Raw genomic sequence first — 13,109 nt, forward strand, 5'->3', positions numbered from 1 at the left:
GCCGGTTTTCGGAAATCAGGCTCCAATTCATACAGCCGGCAAGATGATCTCGAAGCGCGTGCCGCGCTCGGAGTCAACCAGGCGGATCGTGCCATCATGCGCTTTCAGGAGGGCCAGCACGATGCCGAGGCCCATGCCGGTGCCGCCTGAATCGCGGCGCGTGGTGAAGAATGGCTCAAAGATGCGGGCCCGGTTGCTGGGCGAAATGCCGGCGCCGTCGTCGCTCAGTTGGACAATCGCCTTGCCGTCCGTACTCGCCGCCGTGATCGAAACGAGTGTCGCGCCATGCCTAGCCGAATTGTCGATGAGATTGGCCAGCACGATTGCCGCGTTCTCGGCCGACATGCGCAGGCGGATATCGCCGCCGGCCTCGACGCGCACCGCTATCCTTTTCTCGGCCGGCAGCAGCGCCAGTGCGGCAGCGATTGACGTGCTTTCGCCGCTGTGCGCAAGATTTTCAGCGCGCGCCAGGTCGAGCAGACGGCGCACCAGCAGATTAAGCCGCCCGGCATCGGTGACGATGTTGTCCGAAAAGCGCCGCCGCTCGGCCTCATCCATTGAGCTGCCGGAATCGCGCAGCAGTTCGGCCGCCCCCTGGATCGCCGTCAGCGGCGATTTGAGCTCGTGCGAGACGTGAGTGGCAAAGGTCTGGATGCTGTCCGAGCGCGCATGCAGCTTTTCGGCCATGTCGAGGAAAGTGTCGGAAAGCGCTGCCATCTCGCGCGTGCCGTGATGATCGAGCGGCCTGATGGCTGCGCGATCACCCGCGGCGATGCGTTTCGTTCGCTCCATCAGCGCGTAGATCGGCCGGCTGACGGTGCGCAGGAAGACCAGGGCGATGAGCAGCGTGCCGCCGAGGATGGCGATCGCCGCCAGCACCACCTTGCCGCGCTCGCCATAGAGATGCTTGACGATGTTGTTCGGCGTCCGCGACAGATAGACCACGCCGGCGACCTTGCCGTCGACTGCGACCGGCATCGCGACGAAGACGCGGACTCTCGTGCCGCGGCTGACCGAATAGAGCGATGGCGGCGGCTCGTCGGAGATCCTCTGCCGGAGCGCGCTGGCATAGCGGCCGGCAAGTGCTGCGCGAACCTCTGCAACAGCGCCGAGCGACAGGCCGAGCTCCTCGCGGCCGGCGATGACGACGCCTTTGGGGTCGAGCAGCCGAAAGCCGGCAAGCGTGGTTTTCTGCGTCTCGGCAAGAATGCCAGACAGCCGCGCCCCGATCGCCGCGAAGGCGGGATCGACGATGGCGGCCGTCGCCGCAGGCCGGGTCGCCAGAACCCTGTCGGAGGCAAGATCTAGGCTTGGTTCGATCGGCCGGTAGGGAGAGTCCGGATTGTCTCTGTCGGCAGGCATGGTCGCGCCGAGCCTCTCGGCCGGGATCCCGGCGGCGCGGACCTCTTGCGCATAGATGGCGGCAAGGGCGGCACCTTGCGCGATCAGCTCGGCCTCGGTCTGGCGGATCAGCTGGTTCTCGTAGAGCCTGAAGAAGAACAGGCCGACCAGCGGCAGCGCCATCACCATGATCAGGATGGCAACAACGACCGTAGCGAGGCGCGGCCGCCATTTCTGGGCCGTCACCCGCCGCACCGGCCCAGCCGGAAGCCGACGCCATGCACGGTCTCGATCGCATCCGTGCAGCCGGCCGCCGCCAGCTTGGCGCGGATGTTGCGGATATGGCTGTCGACGGTGCGGTCGGCGACATGGATATTAGCGGCATAGGCATTGGCCATCACCATGTCGCGGCCAAGCACATGCGCCGGGCGTGCCAGAAACCCTTTCAGGATGGCGAATTCGATCGAGGTCAGCACCAGCGGCCTGCCGTCGAAGCTGGCGGCGTGGCTGGCCGGCAGCAAAGCCAGTCTGCCGTGCGAGAATTGCCTGTTGTCGGCCTGTTCGGCCTTTGTCGGGCGAGCGCGCCGCAAGATGACATTGACGCGGGCGACCAGTTCGCGCGGGCTGAAAGGCTTGGTGACATAGTCGTCGCCACCCATTTCGAGCCCGAGGATGCGGTCGATTTCTTCATCACGTGCGGACAGGAACAGCACCGGCACATCGGATATGTGCCGCAGCCGCCGGCAGACCTCCAGCCCGTCCATCTCCGGCATGCCGATGTCGAGCACGACAAGATCAGGCGCGCGGCGTTCGATCGCCTGCAATGCGGCGGCGCCGTCGGCTACGGCAACCGTTTTCATGCCGGCCTTTTCGAGCGCGAAGCAGATGATTTCGCCGATGTGCGGATCGTCGTCGGCGACTAGGATGTTATGCGGCATCAATCAGGGACCCGGCGCGAAGGTTTCGGAGCCCTGAGGAACCACGAACGGGATACGTGTGTCGAGAGTACGAAGGAGCCGCCAGTCGCGAAAGCTCCAGGCGCGCCAGTTTTCTCGGCCGGCGCGGTAGCGGGCCTCGTCCTGCCCAAGCAAACGGGCGAGTTCGCGGTAGGAGGGAACGCTGGCCGCATTCGTCCTGCCCTGATGCTCGAGGAAGCGATCGAGCGCCGGCCAGGCGCTTGGACCGAGCGAACGCAGATACCAGAAATCGAGCTCGGTGCCCTGGCCGGTCATTTCGAAAGAGTGCTCGACATTGTAGTTGGCGATCAGCGCCGCGAAATTGATGAAGGAGCAGGCATAGAGCGTCATCGAAAGCGTCAGAGATTGGCGGAAAGCAGCCATTCGTTGGATTTTCCGAGCGCGATGCGGGCAATGATCAGGGCGAGGCCCGCCGCCACCAGCCCCATCCAGACGAAGGCGGCGACGCGCCAGTAGGTCAGCGCATAGATGCCGATATAGAGTTCGAGCCGCAGGATCGACGAGATGACCAGAGCGATGTTCTGCGCCACCCAGACATAGACCAGCCGGCGGATGAACGGATCGCCGGAGGTCGCACTTCCCGGCCTAAGCGCCGCCAGGACGAAACCGGCGGCCAGCAGCGCGGTGACGATCAAGGGATAGGCGCCGCGATGCGCATTGGCGGCATAGGTCAGCCCGTCGGGCAGCGCGACGCCGCCCCACAGATAGGTGGCGTCGAGCGCGGTCTGCATCGCAAACAGGATGTTGAAGACGACCAGCGCGCGAAGAATGGCGGCCTTGCCGAAGATGATGTCCTCGATTGTCGTGGCGGGTTTTGTCATCGTTACCCGGCCGACATGCACAAACGACACCACACGCGCAATGCGGCGGAAAAAGCGCGGCAGGCGCGGGCGCAGAAAGGCCCAGACGCCGGCAAGCACGACCAGCCAGAAGGCCAGCCGCGGCAGCTGGATGAGGTCGAGCAGTGAGAGGAGATCGATCAGCGACAACCAGTATTCGATGACCGGGTTGGCAGCGCCGAACAGCGCGAGGAACACCGCGCCTAGGGTCAACGGCATGACCCAGACGGTGATCGCCGCGAGACGGATGCGCCGCCCGCCAAGCCGCCGTACCGCCTTGCGCCAGCGGATGAAGTCGTGAACGAACCGGAAGGGTGCTGCGAGCAGGACGGCAACAAGCTGGCCGGCGATGCGGGCAAGCCCGCGTCGTAGCCGCCCGGCCAGCGAAAGCACGAAGACCGCCATAGCCGCCAGCCCGATCGCGACGGACAGAGCACCGACATTTTCGATGAGCGGCAGCAGCGCCACAAGCAAAGCTGCGGGTGCGAGCCACAGAGCGCGGGCGCTGAGCGTCGAAGACTGGATCGCCGCGGCGGCGGTAAGCGTAATGCCGAACAGGAAAAACGTGATGCCGGCGGGCTGCTCGTAGAAGAAGAAATCCGCCAGCGCGGCAAGCAGGACGGCAACGCCGAATCGCGCACAATAGCTCGGCGCAGCCGTAAGCAACGATGTCATGATCGGATTTTCTCAGCGGCTTTGATCCGGCCGGCATATCTTGGCGGAGATTTGCGGATGAAGGGGAAGAGGGTCGCCGAACCATACGGCCGGGGTGGATCGACGAGCCACCAACCGTCATTGCGGAGCCGATAAGGCAGGGACCAGCGGGGTTTTTCTCGCTCTTGCATACCGACTATATCGTCGATCGGCATGCAGGCGGCGGGGCGGATCCGAGGAGATTTTCGGGAGTTTTATGCAGTTTTTATGCAGGCGGAGACGGCTTGCCTCGACCGGCCGCAGGCGGCATAGATCTGAGATGACTGAAACCTATCGCCCGCGCCGCTCGGTCCTTTACGTCCCGGCCTCGAACGACAAGGCGCTGACCAAGATCTCGTCGCTGGCCTGCGATGCCATCATCATCGATCTCGAAGATGCCGTCGCCCCGGCCGACAAGGTTTTCGCGCGGGAAAAACTGGCCGACATCTTCGCCAATCGCCCCGGCCGGCGCTGCGAGATGGTCGTGCGCATCAACCCGCTCTCCAGCGAATGGGGCGCCGACGATTTGCTGGCCGCGGCACGCTGCGAGCCCGACGCCATCCTGCTGCCCAAGGTCGACACGCCGCGCGATGTTCTGGAAGCCGGCGACGTCCTCGACGACAATTTTTCACCTGACGAGGTGAAACTATGGGCGATGATCGAAACGCCCAAGGCTCTGCTCAACATCGGACCGATTGCCGAGCTTGGCCGCGATCCGGCATCGCGGCTGGTTTGTTTCGTTGCCGGAACGAACGATCTGGTCAAGGAGACCGGCACTCTCGCCACGCCCGATCGGCGCTATCTCACACCGTGGCTGATGCAGATGGTGCTCGCCGCGCGCGCCGGTGGCCTCGATCTGCTCGATGGTGTCTTCAATGATTTTCGCGATCTGGATGCTTTTGCGCGCGAATGCGGGGAAGCGGCCGCTATGGGGTTTGACGGCAAGTCGCTGATCCACCCGGCCCAGATCGATGCCGCGAACCGGGCCTTTGCACCTTCTGCCGAAGCCGTGGCCGAGGCGCGTGCGGTGAAGGATGCCTTCGCGCTTGCCGAAAATGCTGGCAAGGGCGTCATTGCACTGAATGGAAAAATGGTCGAACGGCTGCATCTGGCGCAGGCCGAAAAACTGCTGGCGAAGGCGGCCGCCAGCGGGGCATGATCGGCAACTCACGACAGGAATGAAAAATGAAACTCTACCGCTTTCTGTCCGGCCCGGACGATTCCAGCTTCTGCCACAAGGTAACCGCGGCGCTGAACAAGGGCTGGCACCTGTTCGGCTCGCCGACCTATGCCTACGACAAGCAGACCAAGAGCATGCGCTGCGGCCAGGCCGTGGTGAAGGATATCGAGGGCCAGGAATACGGGCCTAACACCAAGCTCAGCGATTGGTAAGAAGGTTCGCTGAAGCGCTCGTCCTTCGTCATCCTAGGGCGGAGCGACGCGAAGCGGAGGGCAGACCCTAGGATCCATGCCGTTACCTCTGCCGAAGAGCACGGCGGATCAGGATTAGTGCGATCAGACGGATTTATCGGGGATGGCCGCCCGATTGCCCGTTACCGCGGAACCGGATGATGAGTGTTCGGTTCTGCACCGCCGGAGCACTGCACCACCGTCACGGCATGGATCCCAGCGTCTCCGCGACGTCGCTTCGCTCCTGCTCCGGCCTGGGATGACGAAGCGTGGGCCCGTTACTCGGCCGCCTCTTCGATCCGCTCCATATCATCGTCCGACAGGCCGAAATGATGGCCGATCTCGTGGATCAGCACATGGGTGACGATGTCGCCCAGCGTCTCTTCGTTCTCGGCCCAGTAGTCGAGGATGGCGCGGCGGTAGAGTGTGACGCGGTTCGGCCCCTCGCCGGTCTGCGGATTCCAGCGCTCGGCAATGCCTCGCCCCTCGAACAGGCCGAGCAGGTCGAAAGGCGTTTCCAGCGACAGATCGTCCATGATCTCGTCGGTCGGGAATTCAGCGATCTGGATAACGATCTCGCCGGTCAGCTTGCGAAATTCCTCCGGCAGATGGGCGTAAGTCTCCAGCGCCAGGAACTCCATTTCCTCCATCGACGGCGAAAGCTGGTCGTGCCAGGTGCGGGTCTTGTAGATGCGGGCCATGCTTTGTCCTTCTGATCCCGGCATATAGGCTTTCGAGCCGGGCTCGGCAAATGGGCGGGTTGCGGCCTACGCGAGGACAGGAATAAATTCCCCATGACTCCGCTTGACTCTTCGGGCACCCTCTGGAATCCTAAGGGAACATAACAGGAACAATTGTGAGTGGAAGCTGACCGTCATGGCGACAAGCGCCGTGGCGCGGGAGACTGTTTTTGCCCTGCGCCGCCAGATCGCGAAGATCGAGGGAACGCTGCCCGAGCGCCTGGAGGCGCCGGCCGGCGCAGCCCCCGTTGATGCGGATGTCACCCCCCAGAATCCAGCGGATGTCACAATCGTCCGCCGCGGCCTCGCCGTGGCGCCGCCCGATGCGTTTCTGCGCACCGGCGCCGAAGGTCTCGATACCGCGCTCAGCGGCGGTTTGCCGAAGGCGGCGCTGAGCGAGATCCATGGCGCCGCGACCCGCGATGCCGGGGCCGTCGCCGGCTTCGCCCTGTCGCTCGTCAGCCTGATCCTTAAACAGGGGCCGCGACTGCCGGTCCTGTGGATCGGCACCGCGGAGGTCTTCCGGGAGGCCGGCTTTCCCTATGCCAGAGGGCTTCATGCCTTGTTCGGCATCGAGCCGGAGCAATTGCTGTTTTCCGAGGCGCCAAGGCTCCTCGACGCGCTGTGGACCGCCGAGGAAGCCGCGCGGATGACGGCGCTCGCCGCCGTCATCCTCGAAATCCGCGGCAGTCCGCAGCGGCTGGACCTCACCGCGACGCGGCGGCTGCACGCCCGGGCGCAGAATGCCGGCCGGCCGGTGTTCCTGCTGCGCCAGGCCGGCGAGCCCGAGCCGACGGCGGCACCCGTCCGCCTCGTCCTGTCGGCGGCGCCGTCGGCACCACGCGAGACGATCGCCGGCCCGCTCGCCGGCTCGATCGGCCGCCCCGCCTTCACCGTCAGCATCGGCAAGAGCCGCACGGCTTTGCCTGGACAATTCACACTGGAGTGGAACCCCGATGAACGCAGTTTCGAGGAAGGAAGGGCCGGGCAAGAACGGGCAAAGAATTCTGTCTCTGTGGTTTCCGCATCTCGCCGCGGAAAGGATCCTGCGGCAGCGTCTGGGGCGGTCCTGGCGTTCCCGGCCGTCGGATCACCTGCCCCTGGTGATCAGCCATCGCCAAGCGAACGCGCAGCGCATCGCCGCCCTCGACGAGCGGGCTGAGGCGCTTCATCTGAAGCGCGGCATGGGCATAGCCGACGCGCGCGCCATGCATCCGTCGATCGACGTCGCGGAAGCCGATCCCGAGGCCGACCGCCGCCTGCTCGAAAGCCTTGCCGACTGGTGCGACCGCTACACCCCGCTGGTGGCGCTCGACGCAGCCGATGGCCTGTTCCTCGACGTCACCGGCTGCACCCATCTTTTCGGCGGCGAACGCTCGATGCTGGACGACATCCTGTCGCGCTTTTTCCATCAGGGTTTTGATGTCCGCGCCGGCCTCGCCGCCACACCTGGTGCTGCCTGGGCGGCGGCGCGGTTTGCCAGTGACCGCATCGTCCCCGGTGGCGAAGAGGAAGCGCTTCTCGCACCCTTGCCGCTGGCGGCGCTGCGCATCGAGCCTGACATTCGCGCCAGCCTGGAAAGCGTCGGCCTGCGCACGGCGGGCGCCGTCATGGCAGCACCGCGCGCGCCGCTCGCCCGCCGCTTCGGTGTCTCGCTGCTGCTGCGTCTCGATCAGGCGCTCGGCCGCCTCGACGAGGCGGTGTCGCCGCGCCTGCCGGTCGCGCCGCTTTCGGTCGAACGTCATCTCGCAGAACCCATCATGCTGACCGACGAAATAGAGCGGCTGGTGAAAATGCTGGCGACGACGTTGAAGGCGGACCTCGAGCGCCGCGGTGAGGGCGCAAGAAGGCTGGCGCTGCTGCTCTTCCGCGTCGACGGCGCCGTCAGCCGCATCGTCGTCGGCACCTCGCGGCCGTTGCGCGAGCCGTTGCTGATCCAAAAATTGTTTCACGAAAGGCTTGCCGCGTTCGAACAGGACATCGATGCCGGCTATGGCTTCGATCTCGTGCGCCTCTCGGTCCTGTCGGCCGCGGCCTTCGACATGCAGCAGGCGGATCTCGCCGGCGAGACGAGCGAGGACGGCGCCGATATCGCCCTTTTCGCCGACCGCATCCGCGCCCGGCTCGGCGAAAGCGCGGTTTTGAAACCGGTTGCCGTCGAGAGTCATCTGCCCGAGCGCGCCGTCGCCATGCTTCCCTTCGCGGAAGCGCCGCAAAGGATCTCTCCGCCGAAGAAGCCGGGCAAGATACAAGACACGTCATCGAAGCCTGTGTTTCGGCCGGAACGGCCGATCCGGCTGTTCCGTTCGCCCGAACCGATCGAGGTGCCGGCCACCGAAATGCCTGAGGGACCGCCGATGAACTTCCGCTGGCGGCGCGCGCTGTACCGGGTCGCGCGCGCCGAAGGGCCGGAACGCATCGCCCCGGAATGGTGGCGAGAGGCACCGGGGCAGGAAGACGCACCGACCCGGGACTATTACCGCATCGAGGATAGCGACGGCCGCCGTTACTGGCTCTACCGCCAGGGTCTCTACGGCGCCTCGCAGGCCGCGCCGCGCTGGTTCATGCACGGGGTCTTCGCATGAACGCGCTGGCGGTCGTTCCCTATGCCGAATTTGGCATCCAGTCGAATTTCTCGTTCCTGCGCGGCGCCTCGAAGCCGGAGGAGCTGGTGGTCGCGGCAAAGTTCCTGGGATTTTCGTCGATCGGGCTTGCCGACCGCAACACGGTGGCGGGCGTCGTGCGCGCCTGGCAGCAGGCCAAGGTGGAAGGTCTTTCCTATCATCCCGGCTGCCGCCTGGTTTTTTGCGATGGCACGCCCGACGTTCTCGCCTATCCGCAGGACCGCAAGGGCTGGGGCCATCTGTGCCGCATGCTGACGCAAGCCAATATGCGCGACGAAAGCGAAAAGGGCGCACCGCTTCTCTATCGCGACGACCTTTTCGAATGGGGCGATCTCATGTCTCTGGCAGTTCTACCGGATCTGTCCGGGCCGGCGGAGGATGATCTCAGGCTGATTAGCCGGCTCGAGGATCGCTTCGGCAAGAACCTGCGGTTTGCCGTTTCGCCGGATTATCACGGCAACGACCGCTACCGTATCGAGCAGACAGCTGTCATGGCTGAGGTATCAGGCATTCCGCTGATGGCGACCAATGACGTTCTTTACCATACGTCCGAACGGCGCCGGTTGCAGGACGTGCTGACGGCGATCCGCCTCAACGTACCTGTTGCCGAAGCAGGGCTGGAACTGGCGGCCAATGCCGAGCGCCATCTGAAGCCGCCAATGGAGATGGCGCGGCTTTTCCGGCGGCATCCGCAAGCACTGGCGGAAACGCTGCGCTTTGCCGGCGAATTGAGCTTCTCTCTCAGTGACCTCCAATACAACTATCCCGACGAACCGACGGAATCGGGCCTCGGGCCACAGGCCGAGCTTGAAAGGCTGGCTCGAGAGGGAGCCGCGATACGGTATCCCTCAGGCGTTCCCGCCGATGTGACGAGGCGGATCCGGGAAGAGCTCGCCTTGATCGAGCGCCTGAATTACGCGCGCTATTTCCTGACTGTCTACGACATCGTCAAATTCGCCCGCAGCCAGGGCATACTCTGCCAGGGGCGTGGCTCCGCGGCCAACTCGGTGGTCTGCTATTGCATCGGCATCACCGAAGTGGGCCCCGAGAGGATCGACTCGCTTTTCGAGCGTTTCATTTCCGAGGAAAGAAACGAGCCGCCCGATATCGATGTCGATTTCGAGCATGAAAAGCGCGAAGAGGTCATCCAGTACATCTACCAGAAATACAGCGCCAAGCGCACCGCGCTTGCCGCGGCCGTCGTCAGCTACCGGGGCCGGTCGGCGATGCGCGAAGTGGCCAAGGCGATGGGCCTGTCGGCCGATGTCCGGAGCGCGCTGTCCAGCTCGATCTGGGGTTGGTCGACCTCGGAGCTCGGCGAAAAGGAGACCAGGGCCGGCGGCCTCGATCAGACCGATCCATCGACAAAGCATGTGATCGAATGCGCCAACGAGATCATGGGCTTTCCCCGTCATCTGTCGCAGCATGTCGGCGGCTTCGTCATCACCAGGGATCGGCTCGACGAGATCGTGCCCATCATCAAGACGGCGATGGACGAACGCAAGATGGTCGAGTGGGACAAGGACGATCTCGACGCGGTGAAAATCCTTAAAGTGGACGTGCTGGCGCTCGGCATGCTGACCTGCCTGCAGCGCGCCTTCATCCTGCTTCAGGATCATTATCCGGAGGCACGGGACGATTATGGTCAGCCCTATGTGCTGGCCACCCTCCCTGCCGAGGACAAACATGTCTACGACATGATCTGCCGTGCCGACACGATCGGCGTCTTCCAGATCGAATCGCGCGCCCAGATGTCGATGCTGCCGCGCCTCAGGCCGAAAACATTCTATGACCTCGTCATCGAAGTGGCGATCGTGCGGCCCGGCCCGATCCAGGGCAACATGGTCCACCCCTATCTGCGCCGCCGGCAGGGCAAGGAAAAACCCGAATACCCCAAACCGGAACTGGAAGAGATACTCGGCAGGACACTGGGCGTGCCGCTGTTCCAGGAACAGGCGATGAAGATCGCCATCGTCGCCGGCGGCTTCAGGCCGGGCGAGGCCGATGAACTGCGCCGCGCCATGGCCACTTTCAAGCGCACCGGCACAATCGGCAATTATCGCAAGCGGATGGTCGATGGCATGGTTTTGCGGGGTTACGAAAAGGACTTCGCCGAGCGCTGTTTCAAGCAGATCGAGGGTTTTGGCGAATACGGCTTTCCCGAAAGCCATGCCGCCTCCTTCGCCCTGCTGGTCTATGCCTCCTGCTGGTTCAAGACCTTCTATCCCGACGTGTTCTGCGCCGCGATCCTGAATTCCCAGCCGATGGGGTTTTACCAGCCGGCCCAACTTGTCCGCGACGCAAGCGACCATGGCGTCGAAATCCGCGAGGTCGACGTCAATTTTTCCGGTTGGGACTGCGCATTGGAGGACGCACCCTTCGACCCGGCCCGCATCCTCGGCCGCCATGCCCAGATGCGCGGCGTCATCCGGACCAATCATGCCGTCCGGCTGGGTTTTCGCCAGGTCAAGGGCCTGTCGAAGGAGCGCATGGAGGTGTTTGTCGCCAGACGCGGCGACGGCTACGCAACCGTTCGCGATGTCTGGCTGCGTTCAGGCCTCTACGTCGATGAGATCGAGAAACTTGCGCAAGCCGACGCTTTCCGTTCGCTCGGCCTCGACCGCCGTGATGCACTGTGGGCAGTCCGCGCGCTCGATGGCAAGAGTGCCGCTGAGACCCTGCCGCTGTTCGACCGGCCGGCGATCCGCTTGCGCGATCTCGAGCCCGAGACCAGGCTGCCGACAATGCCGCTCGGCGAGCACGTCGTCCACGACTACCGTTCGCTCGGCCTGTCGCTGAAGGCGCACCCGCTTGCCTTTCTGCGCCAGCGGCTGGACCGTTCCGGCGTCACGCCCAATGCGCGCCTCGGCCAGGTTCGGGACGGCAAGCGCGTTTCGGTCGCCGGCCTTGTCCTGGTGCGGCAGCGGCCGGGTAACGCCAAAGCGATTTTCCTGACGCTGGAAGACGAGCAGGCGGTGGCCAACGTCATCTTCTGGGAAAGAACCTTCAACCGCTATCGGCCCATTGTGATGGGCGCGCGGCTGGTGCGTGTCACCGGCAAACTGCAGTCGGAATCGGACGTCATCCATATCGTCGCCGAGAAGGTCGAGGATTTGACTCCCTGGCTGTCCGTGCTTTTGGAGGAGAAGCCCGATGTACCTGTCGTGCAAAACGACCGGCAGGATATCGCGACGTTATCGGGGAAGGCAGAAAGGGTCATGCCCAAGGGGCGGAATTTTCAATAGGGGATACCGGTGCGGCGGTGCGCGAAGGATCACCACGCTTCAGGACGGCCCACCCAACCGCGGCGGCGGCAATCCGTCGTCGAAGGGGAGCGAGCGTGCTTCCGAAGGCAGCATGATCGGGATGCCGTCACGCACCGGATAAGCAAGCCGTGCGACCCTCGAGATAAGCTCGCCGCGCTCCGGATCCCAGGTAAGCGGGCCCTTGGTCAGCGGGCAGGCCAGCAATTCCAGCAGCTTGGGATCGACATTGGCCTTCTTTCCATCACGCCCATCCACCATTCGGTCTGTCCTTCTCTCGGGGCAATCACTTCAGGTTCGCGTTCGCCCTCAGTCTTCGGCGTTTGCGCTGCCCCTCACCTGCCTGCCGGCATCCTCTCCCCGTATAGTGACGGGGAGATGGGTGCTCATCGATGGTTTCGCCAATCACCCGCGTAGCAGAATGTCCGCCAAGGTTGCCGACAGCCCCCTCTCCCCGTCCCTATACGGGGAGAAGTGCCCGGCAGGGCGATGAGGGGCGGCGCTGACTTCCGCAATTGGCTGAGTCCCTGCGTCCTTCTACTTTGCCTATTGCAGACTCGACCCGAAATCCTCGTTTTCGCGCGCCAACGCTATTTCGGTGATGGCGATCAGCGTTTCGGCGCGTGTCTTCAGGTCCGCCGCTTCGAGCAGCGCCTGTTTCTCGGCCGGCCCATAGGGAGCCATCATCGATAGCGCATTGACCAGCATGGCATTTTCGGCGCGGCTGACGCTTTCCCAGTCGGCTTCAAGATCGTTGGCCTGCAAATAGGCGCGAAACGCCTTGAGCAGTGCCGGCCGGTCGATCCCGGCCTCTGCCTGATCTTCATCGAGATCGGTGAGAAAGGGCGCAAACCGGCACTGGCGGAAGGGCGTCTTGACCGCGAGCTCCTGCACGATGCGGAACCGGCACACACCTTGCAGCGAAATCAGGTAGCGGCCGTCGCCGCTCTCGGAAAGCGCGATGATGCGTCCGGCGCAGCCGACATTGCAGAGTTCCGGCTCGCCATCGGCACGCCGCGCACCGTCGAGGCTGGGCTGTATGACACCGATCAGCCGCGATCCGGCGATCGCCTCATCCACCATCTCCAGATAGCGCGGCTCGAAGATGTTGAGCGGCATGCGGCCGCCCGGCAGCAGCAATGCGCCTTCAAGCGGGAAGATTGGCACCGTCGACGGCAAATCCGTATCGAGCCGGTAATGCGCGTTTCCCGCCTGCACTTCA

General features: G+C 64.2%; 10 protein-coding genes and 1 pseudogene. 5 read left to right on the plus strand and 6 right to left on the minus strand.

From position 1 onward, the window contains the following. Positions 1-27 precede the first annotated feature (27 nt). The 3 genes and pseudogenes from NKH36_RS09375 to NKH36_RS09390 all read right to left on the minus strand — a co-directional run bounded on the left by NKH36_RS09375 (position 28) and on the right by NKH36_RS09390 (position 3,832). Positions 28-1,524, minus strand: coding sequence for an ATP-binding protein (locus NKH36_RS09375; protein ID WP_352961535.1), 1,497 nt, complete (start codon positions 1,522-1,524; stop codon positions 28-30). A 59-nt stretch (positions 1,525-1,583) separates the two neighbouring features. Further along, a complete protein-coding gene (locus NKH36_RS09380; RefSeq protein ID WP_352961404.1) occupies positions 1,584-2,279 on the minus strand; it encodes a response regulator in 696 nt (231 codons plus the stop codon). A gap of 3 nt (positions 2,280-2,282) precedes the next feature. After that, positions 2,283-3,832, minus strand: a pseudogene (locus NKH36_RS09390) (DUF4153 domain-containing protein). Between the two features lie 298 nt (positions 3,833-4,130). On the opposite strand from NKH36_RS09390, the gene NKH36_RS09395 reads away from it, so the two are divergent. Beyond that, positions 4,131-5,009 (plus strand): HpcH/HpaI aldolase/citrate lyase family protein, encoded by an 879-nt coding sequence (locus NKH36_RS09395; protein ID WP_352961410.1) that lies wholly within the window; start codon positions 4,131-4,133, stop codon positions 5,007-5,009. Between the two features lie 26 nt (positions 5,010-5,035). Continuing rightward, the gene (locus NKH36_RS09400) at positions 5,036-5,242 is read left to right on the plus strand and encodes a DUF1737 domain-containing protein (protein ID WP_292164902.1); all 207 of its coding nucleotides are present in this window, start codon (positions 5,036-5,038) and stop codon (positions 5,240-5,242) included. Between the two features lie 296 nt (positions 5,243-5,538). Here NKH36_RS09400 and NKH36_RS09405 read toward each other — a convergent pair whose 3' ends face one another. Beyond that, a complete protein-coding gene (locus NKH36_RS09405; protein ID WP_352961412.1) occupies positions 5,539-5,961 on the minus strand; it encodes a metallopeptidase family protein in 423 nt (140 codons plus the stop codon). 175 nt (positions 5,962-6,136) lie between these two features. Here NKH36_RS09405 and NKH36_RS09410 point away from each other — a divergent pair, with 175 nt between their 5' ends. Genes NKH36_RS09410 through NKH36_RS09420 form a run of 3 tightly spaced genes read left to right on the plus strand, consistent with a single transcriptional unit; the run spans position 6,137 to position 11,869 of the window. After that, complete coding sequence (locus tag NKH36_RS09410) at positions 6,137-7,162, plus strand: ImuA family protein (RefSeq protein ID WP_352961414.1); 1,026 nt, start codon at positions 6,137-6,139, stop codon at positions 7,160-7,162. Beyond that, a complete protein-coding gene (locus tag NKH36_RS09415) occupies positions 7,104-8,585 on the plus strand; it encodes a DUF6504 family protein (protein WP_352961416.1) in 1,482 nt (493 codons plus the stop codon). The genes NKH36_RS09410 and NKH36_RS09415 overlap by 59 nt, the downstream gene beginning before the upstream one ends. Further along, positions 8,582-11,869 (plus strand): error-prone DNA polymerase, encoded by a 3,288-nt coding sequence (locus NKH36_RS09420; protein ID WP_352961418.1) that lies wholly within the window; start codon positions 8,582-8,584, stop codon positions 11,867-11,869. Before NKH36_RS09415 ends, NKH36_RS09420 begins: the two co-directional genes overlap by 4 nt. A 39-nt stretch (positions 11,870-11,908) precedes the next feature. On the opposite strand, the gene NKH36_RS09425 is transcribed toward NKH36_RS09420, so the two are convergent. After that, positions 11,909-12,148 carry a Trm112 family protein gene (locus NKH36_RS09425; protein WP_352961420.1) on the minus strand — a complete coding sequence of 80 codons (240 nt, stop codon included), beginning with the start codon at positions 12,146-12,148 and terminating at the stop codon, positions 11,909-11,911. A gap of 285 nt (positions 12,149-12,433) precedes the next feature. Next, a complete protein-coding gene (locus NKH36_RS09430) occupies positions 12,434-13,105 on the minus strand; it encodes an LON peptidase substrate-binding domain-containing protein (protein WP_352961422.1) in 672 nt (223 codons plus the stop codon). Positions 13,106-13,109 lie beyond the last annotated feature (4 nt).

The sequence above is a fragment of the Mesorhizobium sp. M1312 genome (genome assembly GCF_040318115.1).
Classification (GTDB): Bacteria; Pseudomonadota; Alphaproteobacteria; order Rhizobiales; family Rhizobiaceae; genus Mesorhizobium.